The organism is Borrelia sp. HM (assembly GCF_019669085.1).
In the GTDB taxonomy this organism is placed as follows: domain Bacteria; phylum Spirochaetota; class Spirochaetia; order Borreliales; family Borreliaceae; genus Borrelia.
Genome location: NZ_AP024401.1, coordinates 115,024 through 138,992, shown reverse-complemented (window position 1 = coordinate 138,992; position 23,969 = coordinate 115,024). Strand labels below are relative to the sequence as shown.

General features: G+C 28.5%; 24 protein-coding genes and 1 pseudogene. 23 read left to right on the top strand and 2 right to left on the bottom strand.

Annotation, left to right across the window (positions count from 1 at the left end):
• Positions 1 to 10 precede the first annotated feature (10 nt).
• The 16 genes and pseudogenes from greA (at position 11) to rseP (ending at position 15,064) form a co-directional block, all read left to right on the top strand.
• Positions 11 to 2,713, top strand: coding sequence for a transcription elongation factor GreA (greA, locus tag K5563_RS00680; protein ID WP_221037100.1), 2,703 nt, complete (start codon positions 11 to 13; stop codon positions 2,711 to 2,713).
• A 10-nt stretch (positions 2,714 to 2,723) separates the two neighbouring features.
• Positions 2,724 to 3,815: a recombinase RecA gene (gene recA / locus K5563_RS00675; protein WP_221037099.1), complete on the top strand. Its 1,092-nt coding sequence runs from the start codon at positions 2,724 to 2,726 to the stop codon at positions 3,813 to 3,815.
• A 1-nt stretch (position 3,816) separates the two neighbouring features.
• Positions 3,817 to 4,605: a hypothetical protein gene (locus tag K5563_RS00670; RefSeq protein WP_221037098.1), complete on the top strand. Its 789-nt coding sequence runs from the start codon at positions 3,817 to 3,819 to the stop codon at positions 4,603 to 4,605.
• Positions 4,598 to 5,352, top strand: a pseudogene (locus K5563_RS00665) (pseudouridine synthase). The gene K5563_RS00670 and the pseudogene K5563_RS00665 overlap by 8 nt, the downstream one beginning before the upstream one ends.
• On the top strand, positions 5,336 to 6,004 hold the full coding sequence (cmk, locus tag K5563_RS00660) for a (d)CMP kinase (RefSeq protein WP_221037096.1): 669 nt from the start codon (positions 5,336 to 5,338) through the stop codon (positions 6,002 to 6,004). Before K5563_RS00665 ends, cmk begins: the two are co-directional and overlap by 17 nt.
• 2 nt (positions 6,005 to 6,006) lie before the next feature.
• Positions 6,007 to 7,668, top strand: coding sequence for a 30S ribosomal protein S1 (locus K5563_RS00655; protein WP_221037095.1), 1,662 nt, complete (start codon positions 6,007 to 6,009; stop codon positions 7,666 to 7,668).
• A complete protein-coding gene (locus K5563_RS00650) occupies positions 7,661 to 8,269 on the top strand; it encodes a hypothetical protein (RefSeq protein ID WP_221037094.1) in 609 nt (202 codons plus the stop codon). Before K5563_RS00655 ends, K5563_RS00650 begins: the two co-directional genes overlap by 8 nt.
• A gap of 30 nt (positions 8,270 to 8,299) precedes the next feature.
• On the top strand, positions 8,300 to 9,073 hold the full coding sequence (locus K5563_RS00645) for a hypothetical protein (protein ID WP_221037093.1): 774 nt from the start codon (positions 8,300 to 8,302) through the stop codon (positions 9,071 to 9,073).
• 13 nt (positions 9,074 to 9,086) lie between these two features.
• A complete protein-coding gene (locus K5563_RS00640) occupies positions 9,087 to 9,365 on the top strand; it encodes a hypothetical protein (protein WP_221037092.1) in 279 nt (92 codons plus the stop codon).
• Entirely contained in the window at positions 9,355 to 9,957 is a 603-nt protein-coding gene (locus K5563_RS00635; protein ID WP_221037091.1) for a Maf family protein, read from the top strand. Before K5563_RS00640 ends, K5563_RS00635 begins: the two co-directional genes overlap by 11 nt.
• A gap of 35 nt (positions 9,958 to 9,992) precedes the next feature.
• Positions 9,993 to 10,763: a 30S ribosomal protein S2 gene (rpsB, locus tag K5563_RS00630; protein WP_221037090.1), complete on the top strand. Its 771-nt coding sequence runs from the start codon at positions 9,993 to 9,995 to the stop codon at positions 10,761 to 10,763.
• Between the two features lies 1 nt (position 10,764).
• On the top strand, positions 10,765 to 11,601 hold the full coding sequence (tsf, locus tag K5563_RS00625) for a translation elongation factor Ts (protein ID WP_221037089.1): 837 nt from the start codon (positions 10,765 to 10,767) through the stop codon (positions 11,599 to 11,601).
• A gap of 37 nt (positions 11,602 to 11,638) precedes the next feature.
• Positions 11,639 to 12,193, top strand: a complete 555-nt coding sequence (frr, locus tag K5563_RS00620) for a ribosome recycling factor (RefSeq protein WP_221037088.1) — start codon at positions 11,639 to 11,641, stop codon at positions 12,191 to 12,193.
• Between the two features lie 4 nt (positions 12,194 to 12,197).
• Positions 12,198 to 12,890 carry a polyprenyl diphosphate synthase gene (gene uppS, locus K5563_RS00615; protein ID WP_221037087.1) on the top strand — a complete coding sequence of 231 codons (693 nt, stop codon included), beginning with the start codon at positions 12,198 to 12,200 and terminating at the stop codon, positions 12,888 to 12,890.
• On the top strand, positions 12,805 to 13,743 hold the full coding sequence (locus K5563_RS00610) for a phosphatidate cytidylyltransferase (RefSeq protein ID WP_221037732.1): 939 nt from the start codon (positions 12,805 to 12,807) through the stop codon (positions 13,741 to 13,743). The genes uppS and K5563_RS00610 overlap by 86 nt, the downstream gene beginning before the upstream one ends.
• Positions 13,744 to 13,768: 25 nt before the next feature.
• Positions 13,769 to 15,064, top strand: a complete 1,296-nt coding sequence (gene rseP, locus K5563_RS00605) for an RIP metalloprotease RseP (protein ID WP_221037086.1) — start codon at positions 13,769 to 13,771, stop codon at positions 15,062 to 15,064.
• A 27-nt stretch (positions 15,065 to 15,091) separates the two neighbouring features.
• Here rseP and K5563_RS00600 read toward each other — a convergent pair whose 3' ends face one another.
• A complete protein-coding gene (locus K5563_RS00600) occupies positions 15,092 to 15,781 on the bottom strand; it encodes a hemolysin III family protein (protein WP_221037085.1) in 690 nt (229 codons plus the stop codon).
• A gap of 239 nt (positions 15,782 to 16,020) precedes the next feature.
• Here K5563_RS00600 and K5563_RS00595 point away from each other — a divergent pair, with 239 nt between their 5' ends.
• The 6 genes from K5563_RS00595 (at position 16,021) to dnaB (ending at position 21,070) form a co-directional block, all read left to right on the top strand.
• Complete coding sequence (locus K5563_RS00595; RefSeq protein WP_221037084.1) at positions 16,021 to 17,724, top strand: PTS transporter subunit EIIC; 1,704 nt, start codon at positions 16,021 to 16,023, stop codon at positions 17,722 to 17,724.
• 273 nt (positions 17,725 to 17,997) lie between these two features.
• Positions 17,998 to 18,390: a 30S ribosomal protein S6 gene (rpsF, locus tag K5563_RS00590; RefSeq protein WP_221037083.1), complete on the top strand. Its 393-nt coding sequence runs from the start codon at positions 17,998 to 18,000 to the stop codon at positions 18,388 to 18,390.
• Between the two features lie 11 nt (positions 18,391 to 18,401).
• The gene (gene ssb, locus K5563_RS00585) at positions 18,402 to 18,836 is read left to right on the top strand and encodes a single-stranded DNA-binding protein (protein ID WP_221037082.1); all 435 of its coding nucleotides are present in this window, start codon (positions 18,402 to 18,404) and stop codon (positions 18,834 to 18,836) included.
• A gap of 12 nt (positions 18,837 to 18,848) precedes the next feature.
• Positions 18,849 to 19,139, top strand: a complete 291-nt coding sequence (gene rpsR / locus K5563_RS00580; RefSeq protein ID WP_221037081.1) for a 30S ribosomal protein S18 — start codon at positions 18,849 to 18,851, stop codon at positions 19,137 to 19,139.
• Between the two features lie 14 nt (positions 19,140 to 19,153).
• Positions 19,154 to 19,648 (top strand): 50S ribosomal protein L9, encoded by a 495-nt coding sequence (gene rplI, locus K5563_RS00575; RefSeq protein ID WP_221037080.1) that lies wholly within the window; start codon positions 19,154 to 19,156, stop codon positions 19,646 to 19,648.
• A gap of 36 nt (positions 19,649 to 19,684) precedes the next feature.
• The gene (dnaB, locus tag K5563_RS00570) at positions 19,685 to 21,070 is read left to right on the top strand and encodes a replicative DNA helicase (RefSeq protein WP_221037079.1); all 1,386 of its coding nucleotides are present in this window, start codon (positions 19,685 to 19,687) and stop codon (positions 21,068 to 21,070) included.
• Between the two features lie 53 nt (positions 21,071 to 21,123).
• Here the strand turns inward: dnaB and K5563_RS00565 are convergent, their stop codons facing one another.
• Positions 21,124 to 22,479, bottom strand: a complete 1,356-nt coding sequence (locus K5563_RS00565) for a hypothetical protein (protein ID WP_221037078.1) — start codon at positions 22,477 to 22,479, stop codon at positions 21,124 to 21,126.
• A gap of 188 nt (positions 22,480 to 22,667) precedes the next feature.
• Here K5563_RS00565 and K5563_RS00560 point away from each other — a divergent pair, with 188 nt between their 5' ends.
• Positions 22,668 to 23,861: a thiolase family protein gene (locus tag K5563_RS00560; protein WP_221037077.1), complete on the top strand. Its 1,194-nt coding sequence runs from the start codon at positions 22,668 to 22,670 to the stop codon at positions 23,859 to 23,861.
• The last annotated feature ends 108 nt before the right edge of the window (positions 23,862 to 23,969 follow it).

The window sequence follows — 23,969 nt, the reverse complement described above, 5'->3', positions numbered from 1 at the left end:
GGAGAGTTGAATGTCTAACACCACTATAGAAAGATTGGATAATATCTTACAAGAGGATAAATGGACAAGGATAGTTGTTAATAATTATTCTCTTGCAAAGATAAAGGAATTGGATGAATTAATAGATAATATAATTTTGGAGAATTTAACAGAGGAAGCTCTAGATATTTGTAGTAAACATTTAAAGGATATCAAGAAGAGTATTGCTGGTCTTTATATTTCAGGCATGCTTATATATAGTAGAAGGCCACTTAATGATATGAGTTTGCTTACAGTTTTAGATTTGTTTTCCCAAAATTTGAGGTGGTCTCTTGTTGAGCATATATGTCATAAGATGCTTTTAACTTCTGAGAATAAGCATGCACTTTACACGCTTGCAAAGATATATTCGCAAAATAATGAAAATGATAAATTACCAGATATTTGGATTCGTATTGTTGAATCTGATGTTGATGATACTGTATTTGTAAGGCAGCTTGCTATGCATTATGAGAATATTGATTTGCAAAAGTCAATATATTTTTTTAGAAAAGCAATTTATCGTTTTATTGATAAAAAACAAATGTCAGGCATCAGAGAAATATGGTCTAAATTGATTCGATATACTTCTGATGACTTTGATTCTTTTCTTTTAATACTTCAGAAAGTTGAAAAAGAACTTGGTTTTAAAAAAGCTGTGGTTCTTTATGAGGATTTATATGAACATTACTCTATAAGTGAACATGTTAATGAAACAATAGAAATTTTGAAAGGAATTTTAAAGCTTGATAATAAAAATCAGAAAGCAAGAGAGAATTTAGTTCTCTTTTTAAGAGAAAAATATAAGGATATTAAAAATATTGAGGAATATCTTGAAAAATCTGACATTGAAAACTTAGATAAAAATTTTGTTGATGTTTATTCTGATTTTGAAAAGTATTTATTTTTTGCTAAAGGAAATTTTGTTTATCATCAGACTTGGTTTGTAGGAATAGTTAAAGATGTAAATGAACAAGGTATTGTAGTTGATTTTGTTTCTAAGCGTGGACATTTTATTAGTTTTGATATGGCTATTTCTGCTTTAGTACCTCTTGAAAAAGATAATATTAGGGTTTTAAAGGCAATTAAACCAAAAGAAGAACTTGTAGAGAGTTTAAAAAGAGATATTGAATGGGCTTTAAAAGTAATTATTAAAAGTTATAAATCAATTGATCTTAAAGGAATCAAGCGAGAACTTGTTCCAAGTTTAATGACTCAAAGCGTGTGGAATGCTTGGAGTATAAAAGCTAAGCAAATTTTAAGAGATAATCCTCATTTTGTTATGGCATCCGGAAAAGCTGACTTTTATATGTATAATGAGAGGGCTTCTAATTTTAATGAAAAAGTTTATGATAAGTTTAAAATAGAAAAAGATTTTTACAAAAGATATGAAATTTTTATGCATTATTGTACAGCAGGTGGTGTTGTAAAGGATTTGCATATTGAAGAGGAGATGCTTAATTATTTTTTAATTTATGTTAATAATTTTACAAAAGTTGATCACTATGTGATAAGTTCTTATGTGATACTTAAATCTTTAAAAAACTCTGAAAATGGAATTGCTTTAAAAATTAATATTGAAAAAGATATTAATTTAGAAGTTCTCTTAAGAGAGTATTCTAAAAATATAGTTGATCTTTTTGATTCAATCTTGAATGCAGAGATCAAAAAAGAGTTGGTATCTTTAATTAAAGAAGAGTTGATTGATTGGGTTTGTTATTATAAACAACTTTTTCCTTATTACATTAATAAGAAATTGATAGATTCTCTTTATAAGGAAGATCTAAAAGAAATAGAACAGCTTTTTAATTATGTCATCAAAAATTATAAAGTCTATAAAGATGCTTATATTTGGATTTTAAAACATTACACCATTTATTCAGTAAATTTAGATTATTCTGATTCAGAGTTATTAGTAAATTTGATTAAAATTTTAACAGGTAGTGTTGTTAAAATTAATAATAAAAACAATTCTGTTGCTAATAAGAGAATTTATAGGATGGTAATTAATCTTTTGATTAAGGATAGATACCTTAATATTGTTTTAGGTAAGGTTATGGATGAGGAACTTGCCAAAAGGGTATATATGACGTGTTTTTATATAAGAGATTTTCCTCCAAAAGATCTTCTACATATTAAATCTGCAATAAGGACTATATTTGGTGATATTGAATTTGAAGATGAGAAAATGCAATTCGCAGGAGAGAAGGTTGAGGTAGGATTTTTAACTATTTTAAGTTCTCTTAGTAGAAAACAAAAAGAATTGCAGTATTTAAAGGATGTAGAAATACCAGAAAATTCTAAAGAAATTGGTAAAGCTCGTGAGCTTGGTGATTTAAAGGAAAATGCTGAATATCATTCTGCTAAGGAAAGGCAGCAGTTCTTAACAAAAAGATTGAATTTGCTTATGTCAGAAATAGATGTTGCAAAGGTTGTTGATATGAAAGAGCTTCAAAGTTCTGTTGTTGGATTTGGAACAAAAGTTACTATGCTTAATGAAGATACTGGTAAAGAAGAGTTTTATTTGATATTTGGACCTTGGGAATCAAATCCTGATGAGGGTATTATATCTTATAAGTCTCCTTTTGGAGAAAATTTATTAGATGCAAAGGAAGGGGACAATCTTGATTTTATGATAAATAATACTCATTTTAGATATCATATTAAAAAGGTAGAACCTGCCAAAATTGATTAGAAGAAGTAAGATGTCAAAATTAAAAGACAAAATAGATAATTCTTTAAATGACAGATTAAGTAGAGAAAAGGCTATTGAGCTTGCTAGAATTCAGATAGAAAAAGATTTTGGCAAAGGAAGTCTTATTAAAATGGGAGAATCTCCTGTAGGCAAGGGTATAAAGAGCATCTCTAGTGGTTCTATTTTACTTGATGAGGCAATTGGTGTTGGAGGATATCCAATGGGAAGGGTAGTAGAAATTTTTGGACCAGAATCTTCTGGTAAGACTACTTTAACTCTTCAAGCAATTGCTGAGATTCAAAAAAGTGGTGGAATAGCGGCTTTCATTGATGCTGAGCATGCCCTTGACCCTGGTTATGCACGTGCTCTGGGTGTTAATATTGATGAACTTTGGCTTAGTCAGCCTGATACAGGTGAGCAAGCTCTTGAGATTACTGAGTATTTAATTAGGAGTGGTGGAGTTGATTTGATTGTTATTGATTCTGTTGCAGCTTTAACACCACGGGCAGAGATTGAAGGAGAGATGGGAGATTCTCAGATTGGGCTTCAAGCAAGATTAATGAGCAAAGCTTTAAGAAAGATTACCGGAATACTTTCAAAATCTAATACTTGTATTATGTTTATTAATCAAATAAGAACCAAAATTGGTATCATGTTTGGCAATCCAGAGACTACTACTGGAGGAAATGCTTTAAAATTTTATTCTTCTCTTCGTCTTGAAGTTAGAAAGATTGAACAAGTAATAGGAAGTTCTGCAGATGATGTTATTGGAAATAAAATAAGAGTTAAGGTTGTAAAAAATAAATTAGCACCTCCTTTTCGTAAAGTAGAGCTTGTAATTTATTTTGGAAAAGGTATTTCTCGTGAAGCCAGTATATTGGATGCTTCGATTAAGTATAACTTAATACAAAAAACAGGTTCTTGGTATTCTATGGGCAATGATAAATTAGGACAGGGTAGAGAAAGTGCTGTTAATTATCTAATTCAAGAAAAGGAAATTACTGATAAACTTGAGAATACACTTAGAAAGATAATTTTTGAAGGTCCTAGTCAGGATTGTCTTGAAATTAGTGCTATTGATATTGTGAAAGAAAAAGATTAAAATGGCGAATTTAAATGATTATTTGATTGTTTGTGATGATTTTAAAGGGGAAATAGAAATTTTTTTTGATTATATAGTGGGTAAAAGAGAGCTTTTAAAGACTTTGAATTTAAATAAAATAATAGAAGATTTTTTGATATTTTCTGATGGTCTTGAAATAGATGTTAAAGAATTAATTAGATTTTATTCTTTTTCGGCTAGTTTGCTTTATTTGAAGACACAGGTTCTTTATACGGTAAAATTAAAAGAAAAAAAGCTATTTGGAAGGAAGATGGTTCGCAAATTAATAAGTTTTAGCAAAAAAAATGAAAAATCTAAAGATGTGAAGCAAAATTTAAAACATAGTGTATATTCAGATATATCTAAGGTTTCTTTTTTTAGAAATGCTAGTATCTTTGTGGAAAGTTCGGGGGGTGGTAATAATAGTCCCCAAAGTTATATGGCTGTTTCTTCTGGTATTCAAAAATTTAAAGATAGTAGTGTTAAGGCTTCAAGGCGTATCAGGAAGTATGGTGAGATTTGGGATAATATAAAAAAGTCTAATGTCATTTTAGGTACATATAATGCTAGATTTTTGGATAAAAAAAATAGAATTATTTCTATTTTAGCTAAGGAAGGTAATTGTGTTTTTGATTTTTTATTGGATCCTAATGATAGGTGTTACTTTTTTGAAAAATTTTGTTATTTCTTAGTTGTTCTTGAATGTAAAATGTTAAATATTATAGATATGGTTTATATAAATGGTAACTTGGTTTTAAAAAAAGGAAAAAGCATTGAACAATATGAATAGCAAAAAAGGACTTAGGGCGCATGTTTTTTTAGCAGAGAAGGGTATAGGTTCTAGGAGATTTTGTGAGGATCTTATAAAAAAAAATTTCGTCAGAATAAATGGCAATCTTGCAAAGCTTGGAGATAAAGTTTTCTTAGGTGATAAAGTGAGGTATAGAGGACAGATATTTGTTTGTCGTGATTCCAAAATCAAAACTAACATTTATATAGCTCTTAATAAGCCTAAAAATTATTTGTGTTCTAATTTTGATCCAAATGGAAGAAAGTTGGCAATATCTCTGGTTCAGCCTTTGTTTAAAGAGCGTTTGTTCTCAGTTGGTAGACTTGATTTTAAAAGTTCTGGACTTTTATTGTTTACTAATGATGGTCAGTTTGCAAATAATATTTTGCATCCAATAAAGGAAGTTGAAAAAGAATATATTGTTGAGTCAAAAAAGGCTATTGATGAAGATTTGCTTATTAATTTTAAACGTGGGATAAAAATAGAAAGAGAAATTTTAAAATTAAAATCTTATATAATGCTTGGTGATAATTCTTTGAGGTTAATTTTAACAGAAGGTAAGAATAGAGAAATTAGGCGAGTCTTTTTAAGTCGGAATATCTATTTAAAGAGAATTCACAGGATTAGAATAGGTAATATTAAGTTAGATGATTTAAAGGAAGGACAAATTAAAGTTCTCTCTTTAGCTAAAATTAATAAATTTAAGTCACAGTTTTTGGGAGAGTGTTGAGTGATAATAGCAATTGATGGACCTTCTGCTTCAGGAAAAAGTTCAGTTGCAAGAGCCTTAGGAATTAGATTGGGTTTTAAGTTTATTAGTTCTGGTTATTTTTATAGAATTATAACTTTAATTGCTCAAAGGTTTACTCTAAATGAATATGATTTGCTTAGTGAGAACAAAATTTTGGAACTTATATCACAAAATAATATTGAATTTGACGGTGTTGATTTTTTGCTTAATGGTACAAATGTTATAAATCATATTTTAAATGAAAAGATAGATTTTCAAGTTTCTCTTTATTCTTCTTATGCAGGTATTAGAAATTTTGTGAATAAAAAATTAAGAGAAATAGTCAAATTAAAGGATGATGATTATATAATAGAGGGTAGGGATATTACTACTGTAATTTTTCCAGAAGCTAAGGTTAAGATATACCTTGATGCTTCAGTTAAAGTGAGAGCTTTAAGACGATATAATCAAAGAGACGGGAATGTGGCTTTAAACGAGCTAGAGCAGGCACTTGATAAGCGAGATAAAATTGACCAGAATAAAGAGTATGGTAAATTAAAATTAGTCAAAGAAGTTTTTTATATTGACACAAGTTATAAATGCTTAGACGATGTATGTGATATTATCATAAGGACATTTAATTTGAAAAAAAAAGTGATAGAGAGGTGAGAATGGAAAATCAAGAAGATTTACAAGAAAATTATCTAAAGGTTCTTGAAAAGATAGAGCTGGGTAGTAATGTTTCTGGTATTGTTATAAATATCATGAAAGATTATGTGCTTGTAGATATTGGTTATAAGTCTGAAGGTTTTGTTAAAATTGATGAATTTGAAACCATTCCAAATATTGGCGACAAGCTTAATGCAATAGTTACAAAGGTAGGGGGAGAGTTGGGATTAGTGCTTAGTGTTGCAAAGCTTGATGCTCTTAATTTGCAAGATAAGGTTGATGAGTATATTGCAAATAAAAAAGTGCTTAAAGGCAAGGTTTTAGTAGAACTTGCAAGTGGCTATAAGATTCAAATTAATGAAGATGTTACTGGGTTTATGCCGTCTTATTTAAGTTCTAAGTCTAGGGATGAAAAATTAAAAAGAGGCTCAATTATTGAGTTTTATATTTTACAAGCAGATAAAACAGATGGCCTTAAGCTTATTCTTGATAGACGGTCTTTGGAGAGGGAACGAGATATTGTTAAGAAAAAGGAATTTATTAGTTCTTATAATGAGGGCGATATAGTAGATGGAATTGTTGAAAGAATTACTGAGTATGGTGCTATTATAAAGGTTAAGAATTTTGTTTTAGGGGTGTTGCATAAAAGAAATATTGCATTTAGTCGTGTTGAAAATGTTGAGGATTTTATTCGTGTTGGTGATAAATTAAGATTGCAGATTATCAAATTAAGTTTAAATGTGGGCAAGATGGAGTTGTCTCTTAAAGCTTTAAGGCCAAATCCTTGGGATTCTATTGAAGCTAAGTATAAGATTGAAAGTATTGTTAAGGGTAAGGTTGTCAAAATATTGCCCTTTGGTGCTGTTGTTGAACTTGATAGTGAAATATCAGGATTTTTGCACATAAGTAATTTTTCTTGGGTAAGGGTTATAAAGAGTCCTCAAGAATTGGTTAAAGTTGGACAGATTGTAGAAGTTAAAATTTTAGATATTGATAAAGAGAATCAAAGAATATCTTTAGGTATTAAGCAAGTTAATGCTAATCCATGGAATGGATTAGCTGAGAGATGTTCTGTTGGCAAAGTTGTACAGGGTGTTGTTAAAAATATTACAAAGTCAGGTGCTTTTATTAGTATTGAAGAAGGTATAGATGCATATATTAGTAAGTTTGACATTTCTTGGATTGGTGAGATTAATCCTGAGGAATACTTTAAATTAGGAAGTGCAATTAATGGAAAGGTTCTTGAATTTGATGCTAAGAAGCAAAATATTAGGTTGGGAATTAAACAATTGGAAGAAAACCCTTGGGATGATTTCTCTAAGAGCTATAAAAGAGGTGATATTATTGAGGTCGAGGTTGTAGAGAAAAAATCAAAAGGAGTTCAAGTAAAAGTTTATGGCAAGATAATGGGATTTATTAGCAAAATTCAGCTTGGGGATACTAAAGAGTCTAGTTTGGATACTTTTGAAAGTTTGAATATTGGAGATAAGCTTAAAGTTATGATTACCAATATTGATTTCAAAAATAAGTTAGTTTTGCTTTCTTATAGAGCTTATAAGGAGCAAAAATCAAGTGAAGAAATTTCTTCTTATTTGTTTAGGGAAAATGATGAAGAGTCTTATAGACCGTTTGAAAATTTATTGAAGAGGAATGTTGATGTTTAAAAGTAAATTCTTTATAGCAATTCTTGCAATTATTGTTTTTGGGGGGGGAGCTGTAGTTTTTTTTTATGATTACTCCGTTGATTCAGATTCTGTTAAGGTAGGAGGAGAAATAGTAGAAGAGCTTGAGAGTGATTTAAGTATTTATTTAAGAACAAAAGATGAAGAAGAAAAACGTAAATTGGCATTTAAGATAGAAGCAGCTATAGGTAATAAAGATAATATTTCATATGAATTTATGGCTCGTTTTTATCTTGCTAGGTCTTCTTATTTTCAAAATAAAGGTTTATATAAAGAAGCTCTTAATGATTTAGATCTTATTATTAATTCTAAATGGATTGAAAGAGATCTTGCTTATATAAATAAAGCTATGGTTTATGAAAAAATGGGACAACCAGATGAGGCTTTATTGATGTATGATAATGTGGTTAAGAAAACTAAATTGGATTTTATTAAAATTAGGGCCTTGCTTAGTAAGGCAGCATTAATTGAAGTTAGAGATAAAAAATTGGCTATTGACATATATGAGCAAGTTGCTAATTTTCCTTATGAAAATAATTTATATATTAATATTGCCAAAAATAAGCTTTTACAACTTAGGTAAGCTGAGTTGTGTTATTTTTTGTTTTGATTGATGGTGAACAATTCTTGTAAAAGCACGTTTTTATTTGTTTTATTAGTTGTATTCTATTCTTGTGGACTTGATAATGCAATTATAATTGATTCTCCACTCAAGGTTGATAATAGAGCTTCTAGGGATATTCTTGCTTTTAGATTACCTTCTTCTTATTTTAATACTAAAAATAATGCTAAGATTAAAGGTTTTGATATATATTACAAGTTTTATCCAGAAGGTTCAAATTATTATTCTAATGGATTTACAAAGAGTGTTCAAAAAGATTTTGATGTTTTAAAGAGTGTTTTTAATAATATTAATGAGTTTAATAGAATGGGATTTTATAAGATTAATTTAGATGATGTTCGTTTTTCAGGTAAACCAACTTTTAAATTGGATAAAAGTTGGATTCAAAATAAATTTTCTTTATATTTTGAACTTAATTTTGAGAACTTAAGAAAGAGTACTCCTGGTTCGGTTTTGCTTAGTGTAAAGAAGGGTAATGATTTTTCAGCTCCTGTTATTGGAGATGTTAAGACGGTGTATAGATCTTACACTATTGATGGTGCTTATATTGAATTTTCTGAAGCTTTAAAAAAATTTAAATTATTAAATAGTGATGAGAGGCCATTTGATCTTAAGCATATTAGTGATGATTTTTTTAAAAAAGACGTTGTTCCTAAGTATAATTTGGTAATTTTTGTTATGGCAGTAGGAAATCCTATTGAAGATGATTTGTATAGTGTTATTGTTAATATAGGTAGTTTGCATAGTTTTGAATTGTCGAATTAGTTAAAGGAATTATATGGTAACATTTTTTTTACATTTAATTTTAACTAATATTTTTATTTCTTTTATTGTAAGTTTTTTTGTTGTTTTTTTTGGTATATTGAAGTTTAGATTTTTATTGGTTTATTTTATCAGTTTTTTAGGAAGTGTTCTGTTTTTATTTTTTTTACCTATTTTTTATTCAGATTATTATAACAGGCGAATTAATATTTTGTTTTACTTATTTCCAATTATTGGTTCAATAGTTTTAGTATCTTTGTTAAGATTTTCTGAGAGAAATAAAAATGATCTATAAGGAAAATTTTGAGATTGCACTTGTATCAAGTTCTCTTGCTAGAGTAAAGCTATTAGAAGCATTGAAAATTAATTTTTTATCTCTTAGTATTGATGTTGATGAAGATTCGATAATAAAGTCAGGTGAATCTGGTGTTACAGAAAAAATAGCTGCTCTTAAGCTTGTTAGTGCTGTTAAAAAATATGGTAAAGATAAATGTTTAATTACTATTGATACTTTGTTAAAAAATGATTCGGTTTATATTGGCAAAATAAGAGATGAAAAAGAGGTTTTTAGTAGAATAATGGAGTATAGCCATAAGATTATTGAGGTAGAAACTAGTTTTTGTATATTTATTCCAAAAAAAGAAAAAATAGTTAAAGCTTGTGAAGTTTCATTTATTAAATTTAGGGAATTAACACCAGATATTGTGTATCATTATGTTATGCTTGGACATTGGAAAGATAAAGCCGGAGGTATTAGTTTTGAAAATGGTATTGCAGAAATTTTGATTGAATATATTAATGGTAGCTATTCAAATATAATAGGCTTACCAATTGGTTTATTTTATGATATTCTTATTAAAGAAAATATAATTTCCACTAATTTTTAATTAGTGAGTAAAAGCGAGGGACTTAGGAGGTTATTTTGGCAGTTATTACTATGAAAAGTCTTTTAGAAGCTGGGGTTCATTTTGGACATCAGGTGAAAAGGCTTGATCCAAGGATGAAAAGATTTATTTTTTCAGAAAGAAATGAAATCCATATTTTAGATTTGCAAAAAACTTTACAAGGCATTAAAGATTCTTATGAGCTTGTTCAAAATATTATAAAGAGTGGTAAGAAAGTTTTGTTTGTTGGGACTAAAAAGCAAGCAAGCGAAATAATTGAACAAGAAGCTAAAAGAAGTGATATGCCTTATGTTAACAATAGATGGCTTGGTGGAATGCTTTCAAACTTTAATACGATTAAGAAGTCAGTTCAAAGATTAAAAAAATTGGAAAAAATGGAAATTGATGGAACTTTTGAGATGATTAGTAAAAAAGAAGTTTCTCAACTTAATCGTGAAAAGCTAAAGTTGTCTAAAAATTTGACTGGTATTAAGGATATGGAAGAACTTCCTGGTGCTATTTTTATTATTGATCCTAAAAGAGAGCAAATAGTTATTAATGAGGCTAGGAAAATTGGTATTCCTATAATTTCGGTTGTCGATACAAATTGTAATCCAGATGTAATTGACTGTCCAATTCCTGGAAATGATGATGCAATTCGTTCTGTTGCTTTGTTTACTAAAATAATATCTGATGCTATTTTAGAAAGTGATAAAGAAGTTGGAATTCAGATCGTTGAAAATTTGAATGAAGAAGATTTAATGAGCGAAATTGAAGTCAAAAATGACAAAAAGGATAAAGGAGAATAAAATGGGTATTATTCCTCAAGAAGTAAAAAAACTCAGAGATGCAACTGGAGCTGGATTTGGTGATTGCAAGAAAGCGTTAGAAGCTGTGGGTGGTGATTTTGAGTTGGCCAAGAAAAAACTCAGGGAGATGGGTATTGCATCAGCTGATAAAAGAAGTGGTAGAGATGCTAAGGAGGGTCGAGTATTCTCTTATGCAAATCAAGAGAGAGTAGGACTTTTGCTTATGTCCTGTGAAACAGATTTTGTTGCCATGAATAGTGATTTTGTAACTTGTGGGAATCTTTTGATAAGACAGTTGGTTGAGAGTAATAATGATTCTTTAGATGAATCTCAGGAACTTGAAATTAAAAATTTAGCAGCTAAGATCAAAGAAAATATTCATGTAAGTAGAATTTGTATTGCAAATATTAAGTCTAATGAACTTGTAAAAAGTTATCTTCATGGAGAGCAATCTAGAATAGGTGTGTTTGTTAAATTAAAAGTAGATGATGTTTCAAAAGTAGGAGATGATAGATTGGGTAATCTTGCAATGGATTTAGCTTTGCATATAGCAGCTTTTGCTCCCCATTATCTAAATGTTAATGATGTTTGTCCTGATTATGTAAAAGAACAAGAAGAGGTATTTATAAAACAGTTGGAAAATAGTGGGAAACCTGAAAATGTAATTAAGGGAATAGTGTCTGGAAAACTTAAAAAGCATTTAGGAGAAATTGTTCTCTTAGAGCAGTTATTTGTAAAGGATGATAAACTTACTGTTAAAGAGAAAATTGAAGAGGTGAGTAAATTAATTTTAACCAATATAGAGATAATAGATTTTAAATATTTAAGTGTTGGATAATATTTTATATTATTCTTTTGATTTTAAGGGGGCTTGAATGGAGGAATATAAGGCTTTATTGGATGAAAAAATGAATAAAGTTCTTTTATCTCTTGAGAGTGAGTATAAATCTTTAAGAACAGGTAGAATAAGTAGTGCTCTTTTTGATAAAGTATTAATTGATTATTATGGAGAAAAAACTCCTTTAACTAGAGTTGCTAATATTAGTATTCCTGAGGCAAGGCTTGTTGTAATTCAACCTTGGGATAAGAGTCTACTTTCTAAGATAGAGCAGGCTATACTTAATTCAGATCTTTTTATGAATCCTGCTAATGATGGTTCTGTTCTTAGAATCAAAGTTCCTGCATTAACTATTGAAAGGCGTAAAGAAATATCAAAACAAGCAAAAAAAATAGCCGAGGAACATAAAGTTGCTGCTAGAAATATAAGGCAGGAATTAAATAGTAAAGCAAAAAAACAAGAGAAAGATTCTCAGATTACTGAGGATGATTTAAGGCGAATTTTGGATGATATTCAAAAGAATACTAATTCTTATATTAAAAAAATAGAAGATATTTGTGGTTTAAAAACAAAAGAGATAATGGAAATTTAAGTTTATGAATAGTGACTCCCTTCCAATACATGTTGGAATTATTATGGATGGAAATAGAAGATGGGCTTCAAAAAATGGTCTTTCATTTTTTGAAGGGCATAAAGAAGGTCTAAGGAGAGCTAAAGAAATAATTTGTCATTCTATTGAATTGGGCATAAAATATTTGTCTCTTTATATTTTTTCTACTGAAAATTGGAACAGAACAAAGTCCGAAATAGAACATTTAATGTTTTTAATTGCCAATTATTTGAGTTCTGAATTTGAATTTTATAGTAAAAATAATATAAGAATAATAGTTTCAGGAGATATTGAATCTTTAAATAATGAAGTAAGGGAGTCAATCATTGATACTATTGACTTTACAAAAGATTTTGATGGATTTGTGTTGAATTTAGCCATTAATTATGGTGGTCGAGATGAGATAGTAAGAGCTGTTAGGAAAATTTTGAGAAGTGATTTAGGTTTTGAGACTTTGAATGAGCTTATGTTTTCCAAATTTTTGGATAATCCGGACCTTTGTGATCTTGATCTTTTGATACGTACCGGTGGAGATATGAGAGTGAGTAATTTTCTTTTATGGAGGATTGCTTATTGTGAATTTATTTTTTCAAATGCTTTGTGGCCGGATTACTCTGTTTCTCATTATATTAAAGACTTGGCTTGTTTTAAGAATAGGAAGAGGAATTTTGGAAAATAAAAGTTTATTTAATTTTGGGTCTAAGGAAATAGCATTTCTTGCACGTCTTGGAACATTTTTATTTTTTGTTCCTTTAATTTTAATTTTAATTTTTGTTGAATTTAGAAATTATTTATTAATTAATATTTTAATTTTTATGTTTAGTGGAGTTTCTGCTAAGGAAGTTAATGATTTGCTTAAAATTAAATCTTCTTCTGTATCTAGTCCTTTATCATTCCTTTTAGGGGCAGCTCCTCCGATTTTAACATATGTACATTTTAATATTTTTGATTTGGGTATAAATATAATATTTTATTTGGTTATAACTTTGATTTTTAGTAATTGGATTGTTAATTTGGTTTTTATTAAAGAGCATGAAATTGTTAATTTTTTATTACAGGCAACTTCCATGATTTTCATACTTATATATCCTGGTATTTTAATGTCGTTCATTGTTGCTATTACTACTTTGCCAAGAGCACCTATTCTTTTACTAATACTTTTTTCAATGGTTAGTGGTAATGATACTTTTGCCTATCTTGTTGGATATTTTTTTGGAAAAAATAGTTATAGACCTACTATTATTAGTCCTAATAAAACGTTAATGGGGTTTTTAGGTGGTGTATTTTTTTCTATTATTTTTGCAATAATCGTGGTATTTTTAGGCTTAATCAATTTAACTTATGGGGAAGCTGTGGTTTTTGGTATTTTGATAGGATTTTTTACTATTATTGGTGATTTATTTGAATCTGGACTTAAACGTAGTGCAGGGGTAAAGGATTCCGGCAATATTATTCCTGGTAGAGGTGGTGCTCTTGATTCGATTGATTCATACCTTTTAACAGGTCCTATATTTTACTTATGTTTGTCTTAATTTTATAGGGGAGGAAAAGTAATATATGTTTATTTTTATTAATATTTTAGCTTTGACCTTGATAGTATTTGTTCATGAATTAGGACATTTTTTATGTGCAAAGCTTTTTAAAGTTAAGGTTGAAGTTTTTTCTATTGGTATAGGACCTAGTCTTTTTAAGATTAAAATAAAAGATACAGAGTATAGAATTTCTCCAATTTTTTTGGGTGGGTATTGCAAGCTTAAGGGGGCTGACCACTTAGAAAATGAGCTTAAACTTAATAGACAGCTTGAAGCAGATAAAGATTCTATTTTTGGTATTTCTCATTTTAAGAAAATACTCATATATTTTGCAGGTCCTCTTTTTAATTTAATTTTGGCATTAGTTATTTTTATCGCTATAGAAATAATAGGAGTTGTTTATCTTGATTATCCTGGTAAAATAAGTGTCATTAATAATAATGTTTTAAGTAAGTTTAAAGATGGAGATATTATTTTAAAAGTTAATGATAATAATATTCAATATTTTTCTGATTTAAGTAAGTTTGTTGATTTAAAAGATTCTAAAATAACTTTTACAGTTTTAAGAGATAATAATAATGTTAGTTTTGAAGAATATACTAGTTTAGACAAACTTTTAAAAGAAATTGGTCCTTGGGTAGATCTTATTGTTGCTAAAGTTGAAGTAAATTCTCCAGCAGGAATTGCAGGTCTTAAACCAAATGATAAAATAATAAGTATTAATAATATAGTTTTAAGTAATAGTAATGATTTAAAAAATTTAATATCTAATCTTGATGTTAATGTAGTGGATATTCAATATGATAGGAATGGTGAGATTATTACTTCAAAATTGGTGTTTCAAGATACTAATAAAATTACAGGAATTTCTCAATTGTCTGGTATAGAACGTGTGATTAAGACAGATAATTTAATAATTGCTTTTCAAAATTCTTTGAGTAAAATCTTAAATATTTTAGGTCATATATTTTATTCTATTATTGAATTATTTACTAATTTTAAAAATAATTCTAAAAATGTTGTAGGTCCTGTTGGAATGATAAATATTCTTGTTGGTTCTTCTTCTATTGGATTTTTACATTGGTTTAAGACTATTGCAATTTTAAATTTAATTATTGCTGGTATGAATTTATTTTTTTTTGTAATTCCAATGCTTGATGGAGGTCAGATTTTTATTAGTTTAATTGAGCTCTTGAGAGGAAAACGGTTTAGTGCAAAATTTATTTATTACTTTTATTTTATTGGTATTGTATGTATATTAAGTCTTTTCATATTAGGTTTTGTAAACGACTTAAGAGTTATATTTTGGAATTATTATTAGTATATAAACGTAAAAATATTTTGATATTTAATCAAGCGGCAATATATACTTTAGCATGAACCAAAAGTGAGAAAAAGATGCAAGTAAGATTAAAATATGAAAGACATCATGCATTCTCATGCTTGTTATTGGGCTAAATTTTTTGCTGATTGAGTACACTATTCCTCCTAGTGTGTAAATAATGCCTCCAGAGGTTAGCCATAAAAATCCTTCTATAGGAATAGCATTGTAAACAAATTTAATACCAAATATAATGATCCATCCCATCAATATGAATATACATCCATTAATCCATCCCGGACTGTTTACATATAATGATTTAAAAATAATTCCTAAAATAGCAAGTCCCCAAACAGTTAAAAGGATAATTTTTCCATAAAAATTTGGAAGAAGAATGAGAGAAGGTGGTGTGTATGTTCCTGCTATTAATATAAATATTGAGATGTGATCAAATTTTCTAAAGAGTTTCTTTAGTTTACTTTTTTTTGGAAAAATATGATAAAGAGTACTCATTGTATATAATAATATCATTGATGAGCCGTATATAAGGAATAACACTACATGAAAATATTTTTTTGCAATAGCTGACATGGTAATAAGAATAGTTGTTCCTATTATTGATAAAATAATACCAAATAAATGAGATATTGAACTAAATAATTCATTTGTAGGTATTAAATAATTGTATGATTGATGTTCTTGATTTTTTGTATACATACGCCTATCCTATATTCTTTTTTTTATTTTTGAGTGTACATACCCATTCTCACACCTTAGGTATCTTAATGCAAAAATAGACATAAATCAAGAGGTGAAAAATGTTTGTATTTAGCGAGCAAAATTTAATGATAATATGTGGTAATACTGTTTTTTTCTTAAATTTTGTATGAAAATTATATTAAAACCTAACTTTTTTTTAAAAAAGAAGATATAATATTACTGTTCTAAGTTTTTGAATGGAGAGGCTCAGTGAGATGAATTTTTTCGAGATTCTTAGATTTGCAAATTTGCAGAAGTTTTCTAATGCGGTAAGATTGCCAATTTCTGTTTTGACAATCTTTTGTTTAATGCTTGGAATTGTCTCTGCAATGTCAGATCCTTCTAATTTATTTTATATTGATAATATCGTATTTAAAGTTATTTTAGGCCTTATAAAAGCCACAAGTAATATTATTATTTTAAATATTCCATTACTTTTTGTTGTAGGAATTACTATTGGGATTTCAAGAATGCAAAAAGGTCTTGCCGCACTCTCAGGTATTATTGGATATTTGATTTTCAATATTACTGAGAATTATTTTCTAGATGTGTTTTCAAGACTTGCTGAGCCTAATTTAATGTCTTCTGTTGGGCAAATAAATATTTTAGGAATTCAAACTTTAAATACAGGTATTTTTGGTTCTTTAGCAGTTGGACTTTTAGTTGGATATTTACACAATAAATTTTATTGCATTGAATTACCAGAACCTTTTAGTTTTTTTTCTGGTTTTCGGTTTGTTCTAATAGTAATTTTTCCTTTTTGTATTTTGTTAGGAATAGTATTTGTTTTAGTTTGGCCACATCTTAATGCATTAATTACTTCTTTTGGCTTGTTCATTTCTAAGTTTAATTATTTTGATAGTTTTCTTTATGGATTTTTAAATAGAATTTTGATTCCTTTAGGTCTTCATTCTATTCTTACATTTCCTTTTAATTTTACTCCATTAGGAGGAACTGAAGTTATTAATGGTCAAGTTTTTGGTGGTATTCAAAATATATTTTATGCTCAATTAGCAGACCCAAATCTTACCAAGTTTCATTCAGGTATTTCTAGATTTAATAGTGGATTTTATCTATCTATCATGTTTGGGCTTCCTGGTGCAGCATTTGGAGTTTATAAAGGAATAATTCATGATGACAAGAGTAAAATTTCACCTTTGTTGTTTTCAGGTGCTCTTGCAGCTTGTTTAACTGGAATTACAGAACCTTTAGAGTTCTTATTTATTTTTACAGCACCTTTACTTTATTTTATTCATGCTATTTATACAGGATTTGCATTGTTAATTGCTAACATATTTGATATTGCAGTTGGAGTTACTTTTTCTGCTGGATTTTTTGATTTTTTCATGTTTGGGATATTACAAGGACATGCCAAGACAAATTGTTTATATTTATTGCCATTAGGATTTGCATTTTTTGTTTTGTATTATTTAACTTTTAAATGGGTTTATAATTATTTTGATTTTCAAATTTTTGGTGTTGGTGATCCATTTTTTGAGGGTAGTGAAGGACAAGTCGAAGGAATAGGGATTGCACATCTTGTCTCTAAGGGTCTTGGTGGTCTTGATAATATTCAAGAATATAGTATCATATCAACATATTTAAACTTTGTGGTTTTTAGTTCTGAACTTGTATCTGAGGATATCCTTAAAAAAACTGGTGCTTTACATATTGTTATAGTGGATAATAAAATTAGAATTGATTATGGAACAAATGCTCATTATATAAAGCAAGCTATTGGGAGTTATTCTCCAAAAAAACTTTTTAAGGCTAGTGTTGTTGCAGCATCTGATAATGTTAAACAGGGAATTAAAGCATATATTGAAATGAAAGAAGATGATAAGCTTGAAAGGCAAGGTGAGACAGGTAAGCTTTATAAACTTAATAAGGATGATGATTGAGTGCTGGTTTAAGTTTATATGTAAATATTATTAAAGAGTTATGGATTCGTATTAGAATATTGGTTTATTATAGATATAATACATATATAAGTTTTTAAGGATCTAATTTAGAATTAGATTATTGTTTTGAAAGGCATTCTGTTAGAAAGATTTTTAGTTCAGTATTGAAAAAAAGTAGGTGTTTTTATATACTACTTAAATAGGAAATAGTATACCTTTGTCATGATTTTTTAAAAAATTTGTGACGCGATCAAGACCAAAAGGGGTGTGATAATGATAAGAAAATATGAAGGTTGTTTTTTGTTTAAGAGTGATGATCTTGAATATAAGGTTGCTTTAGAAGAGGTTAAAAAACAATTAGCAGCTTTTAATGCTAGTGATATAGTTGAAAATTCTCTTGGAGAGAGAGCGTTAGAATATCCTATTAAGAAGCAAACACGTGGTAGATATGAGATAGTGGAATTTAAGATGGATGGTGATAATTTAAGAGAGTTTGAGCTTCAATTAAAGCTAATTAAGTCTTTATTAAGATATATGCTTTTAATAAAGCACAATAAAAAAGTCAATGTTAAAAAAGTTAGAAGAAGGAATTTTAGAGATAATAGAGATATTAAAGAAAGGGAATCGTCAGGATCTAATGGTAATGCCGATGCAAAAGTAAATTGAGGAGGTTTTAGATGGCCGATATTAATTCCTTAGTATTGTCTGGTAGACTTACTAGAGATTCTGAGCTTACTTATACTGAGACAGGTATGGCTATTCTCAAATTTGGCTTAGCTAATAATAAAAGAATAAAAAGAAATGATGAATGGTTAGATTATGCACAATTTTTTGATTGTGTGATCTTTTCAAAAAGAGCTGAAAGCCTTAGTGTTTTTCTTAAGAAGGGCAAGCAAGTTGTGGTTAGTGGTTCTTTAAAATATGAAAGTTGGCAGGATAAAAATACTGGAGATAAGAGAAGCAAGTGTAGTGTTTTAGTAGACAATATTCAGATGTTTGGGTCATTTGTTGCTGCTCAAGATACAAATAATGGTTTAGAAAACCATAAAAAACCAGATTCATTTAAAGAGCTTGGTTTTGATAATGATTTTAATGAGGATATACCTTTTTAGGAGTTTAATTTTATGTATAAAGATGTAGATTCTAGTCAGAGAGATTCAAGAACTGATGGACATCAAGATGGTTTTAAAAAAAATCCTAATTTTAGGTTTTTTAAGAAAAAAACATGTAAGTTTTGTGATATAGATAAAGTTCCTGATTATAAAGATTTCGATTTCCTTAAAAAATTTATTACTGATCAAGGGAAAATATTACCTAGAAGAATTACAGGTACTTCTGCTAAGCATCAAAGGTGTCTTGCATTAGAGATTAAGAAAGCTAGATATATGGCTTTGCTTCCTTTTGTAAAGAAGTAATTTAGGGAGATATTATGAGAGTAATATTAAAAGAAGATCTTATTAACATTGGAAAAGAAGGTGATATTGTTGATGTGAAAGATGGCTTTGCAAGAAATTATTTATTGCCAAAAGGTTTTGCTGTTTTTTCAAATAAACATAATATTGATATTTTTAATCAAAAAAAGAGAGCAATACTTAAGAGACAAGAAATAAGACAAAAAATGGCTCTTGAACTTAAGGGAAAGCTTGATGGGATTAAGTTGGAATTTGTCATGCAGTCTAATGATAGTGACAAGTTATTTCATAGTATTAATAGCTTAAATATTTCCGAAGAACTTTTAAAACTTGGTTTTGAGATCGAGAGAAGAAAAATAGATATACATCATGGTACATTAAAGTCTTTTGGGATTTATGATGTTACTATCAAGCTTTATGAAGGAATTAGTACTATAATTAAAGTTGAAGTAAAAAGAGAAGATAAAAAAGATTCTCTTAAACACTCTAAAAGTATTGAAAAGGAAATTTAAGGAAAATAGAGGTAATAAGGTGGTAAGGTATAGCTTGTGGCTTTTACTTCAGTAAGTGCAGCCTCTACCCTTCTTTTTAACGAAGGTGCAGAAAAGGCAGTTATTTCAAGTATATTTTACAATCCAGAAAAAGTTGAAGAAGCATCTTTATATCTAAAGCCAGATGATTTTTATAATCAAAATCATGAAATGATTTTTAGGGCTATGATTTCTCTTTATGAGAAAAGGGAAAACATTGATCCAATAACTGTATTTGAAGAGGTATCTGCCCTTACACCTAAGTCACAGCTTTTAAATAATTTTAAAGCTTTAACAGGATTGCAAGATTACTTGAATTTTCTCTCAGGATATCTTCCAACTGATAAAACCATAAATGTTTATGCAAAAATCGTTAAAGAGCATCGTATTCGAAGAGATATTTCTAAAATTTCTAGAGAACTCAATGATTTGGCAAATGATTCTACGAAAAAAGTTGATCAATTTGTAGAAGAAGCCCAAAGACAGATTCTTTCAATTGAACTAGATTATTCTAGTAAAAATCTTAATCATGCAAAAGTTATTGCTGAAAGAGTACATGCTGAAATATATGAGAGGAGCATGAAAAGACGAGAGGCTAATTTTGGAATTCCAAGTGGGTTTAAAAGGGTTGATAGTCTTATTGGGGGTTTTAGAGATAGTGATTTTATTATTATTGGTGCTCGTCCTAGTATTGGTAAGACTGCATTTGCACTCAATATTGCCTCAAGTATTGCATTAAAGCATGATAAGAGATGGAAAGTAGGGTTTTTTTCTCTTGAAATGACTTCTGATGCCTTAATTAAAAGAATAATAGCATCTCAAGCTAATATTGATAGCTTTAAAATTCAGAATAGTATTTTGTCAGGTCATGAAATTAAGGCGCTCAATGATGCTGTAAGTGATATTAGTAATGCTGAGCTTTATATTGAAGATACTGCTAATATTAGCTTATTAACACTTGCAACTCAGGCTAGGAAACTTAAGAGGTTTTCTGATATAGACATAATATTTGTTGATTATATTAGTCTTATTTCTCTTGAAGCTAAAAATATTCCAAGGCACGAACAGGTAGCCTCAATTAGTAAATCACTCAAAGAACTTGCCAGAGAGCTTAAGATTCCCATTGTTGCCCTTTCTCAGCTGACAAGAGATACTGAGGGGCGAGAACCTAATCTTGCTAGTTTAAGAGAATCTGGAGCATTAGAGCAAGATGCAGATGTTGTTATTTTACTTCATAGAGATAAGGATTTAAAAAGTGGTTCTGAGGATGAATCAGTTGCAAGTGCTATTGATACAAAGGTTATTGTTGCTAAGCATAGAAATGGGCCAACAGGAAGGGCTGATATATTATTTTTGCCGCATGTTGTTAAATTTGTTAATAAAGAACATGAACGTAATTATTAGCTTTAGTATAGGTTATATTTTTAAAGTAGATTATTTGCTTTTAATGTAAAGTATTATGTTTTGATTTCTATGCCTATTCCAAAATAGTTAAGAGTTAATCTTTGTTCTTCTAGAGTATTATTATTTATGTTATATACAATTGGAGAATAAGTTATTTTAGTAAATATTTTTATATTATAAGTTATTTTGTTATATTTTATTGTTTTTACTGATATTCCAGGTTCAATTTCAAATCCTGTTTGTATTGTATCTTTTATTTTTTTTGGTCTATAAATAGATTTTATATCCTTGTTATCTCTATTATGAGATAAGGCTATTCCACAAGATATGTATAATGTTAAGGGATCTTTTGTAAAGAATTCATATATAAATCCGGATGAAAATCTATTTGTACGACTATTGATATGAACTAAATTAAGATCATAATTTGTTGCTATTGCAAAATAGTATTTTAATTGAGGCATGATTTTATAGTATATTGAATTTCTAGTTTGTAATGGGCTCATGATATCGTATCCAAGAGAAAAATTATGATTTAAAGTATATAGACTATTTTCCGATGTGTTTTCATATTCTTTAGTGAAAATTAGACCAAATCCTCCTACGCTAAAAAATTTCTCCTTACTTGAAAAATTGAATAAATTGAGATTATTTATTGTGAAAAAATTTTTAGAGTGAAGTCTATATTGAATTCCAATACCAGTTTCTGCTTCTTGTATTTTTGAGTAGATTTCTATATCTTTTATTTTATTTTGAGTTTGATAGAATATTTGTGCTTCAATGCCTATAAATTCGTTTCTAAAATTTATTGCAATACTTGTTTTGAAAAAATAATCTGCAAAATAAGATAGATCTATATAATTTTCGATGTTTAAAAATTTCATATATGAATAGTTTATTGCTGCACTTAGAAAACCTCTGTAATTATAATTATCATAATTTATAGGAATTGGTCGTAATTGTCTTAAGACAAAATGCACTGATGATTGTGCTAGTGCTCCACCCCAGTTTCCGTAAATTAAATTTTTCATACCAATTCCAATATCAATGTTGCCAAGATATTGTTTTTCTGATTGTATTAAATATGAAAAATAATACATAAAATCAATTTCAAAAAGATCTATTCTTTTTCTTAGTTCTTCAGGATTATCTTGATCTCCTCTAAAAGTTAACATATGTGCTTCTGTATTTATTGTAAAGTTATATTTTGATTCGTATTTAAATGTTAAAGTCCCGCTTCTTAGATCGTCGAAAAAGTCGATAAATGCAAATCCCATACAATCATTCAAGTTATTAAAATAGTATTTATCAATTCCGTCATTTTGATATTTTATTAAGTAATTGTAGCCATAAGAGTTTACTGCTAGCATTATAATGATTATATTGAAATGAAGTTTGCCTAAATACATTTAATTAAACTATATTAATAACATATATCTTTTTTTAATTAATGTATCATTTTATTTAATATAGGTTCAATAATTTATGCTATAAATGATATTCTTTTTATAAGATTATTTGTGATACTTTTCATATTTGATTTTTATAACTATATTTTGGTATTTTTTTAATTTAAAATTATTTTTTGAGGTTAAGCATGGAAAAAATAGCAGTTCTTGATGGACTTAGATCTCCGATTACTAAATTTGGGGGAGTATTAAAGGGACTCAATATTATTGATATATCTGCAGATATTATTAGGGCTTTGCTTAATAAAAATGGTATTGATAGAGTTGATGAGGTTATTATTGGAAATGTCATTTCAGCAGGACTTGGGCAAAATATTGCTAGGCAAATTACTTTAAAAGCCAGTTTAAATGAAATGATACCTGCTTTCACTGTAAACAAAGTTTGTGGTTCTGGACTTAAATCTTTGGAACTTGCTTTTAACTCTATTGCTCTTGGTAATAGTGATATTATTTTGGCTGGTGGTATAGAAGATTTAAGTAATGCGCCTTATCTTTTACCAAGGGTTGTTAGATTTAATGGTTTAAGGTTTGGTGACTTTAAAATGGAAGACTCAATATATAAAGATGCATTAATTGATACTCCAAGTAGTACTGTAATGGGACTTACAGCAGAAAATTTAGCAGAAAAGTATGAAATTACTAGGGAAATGCAAGATCAGTTTGCGTATGATTCTCATATGAAAGCGATTTCAGCAAGAGATATCGGATATTTTGATGATGAAATATATCCACTTTCAGTTTTCGATAAGAAGCTAAAACTTCAACATGTTATACGTAGTGATGAAGAAATACGTGATAATTTAAGTTTAGAGAAACTTTCTTCTTTAAAACCTGTATTTAAAGAAGGAGGTACTGTTACTGCTGGTAATTCTTCTAGTTTAAATGATGGAGCTTGTTTCCTAATATTGGCTAGTGAGAATTTTGTTAAAAAGCTAGGAGTACAACCTTTAGCTTATATTGGTGGTTTTAAAAGTGTAGGATTAAACCCCCTTTATATGGGATTTGGAGCTTATCTTGCTATTGAGGAGATTATAAAGAAATTTGGATTGAGCCCAAGTGACATTAATTTTATTGAAATAAATGAAGCTTTTGCAGCACAGTCTTTAAGTGTGTTAAAAGCTTTAAATCAAAAATTTGGTATAAATAATAATATTGTTAATGTTCATGGAGGAGCTATTGCATTGGGTCATCCATTTGCAGTTAGTGGCTCAAGAATTTTATTAACTCTTGCACGTCTTATGAGGATGAATGACAAATCAAAAGGAATAGTATCCCTTTGTATTGGTGGTGGACAAGGTATAGCAGCTTTCTTATATAGATAAATATAGATAAATGTTATTGATTTTAAACTAGATTTAAATTTAATGTTTTGTTAAAATTTGATTAAGTAATAGTAATTTAAATCGGTTATCGATATAAAGGTGATTTTT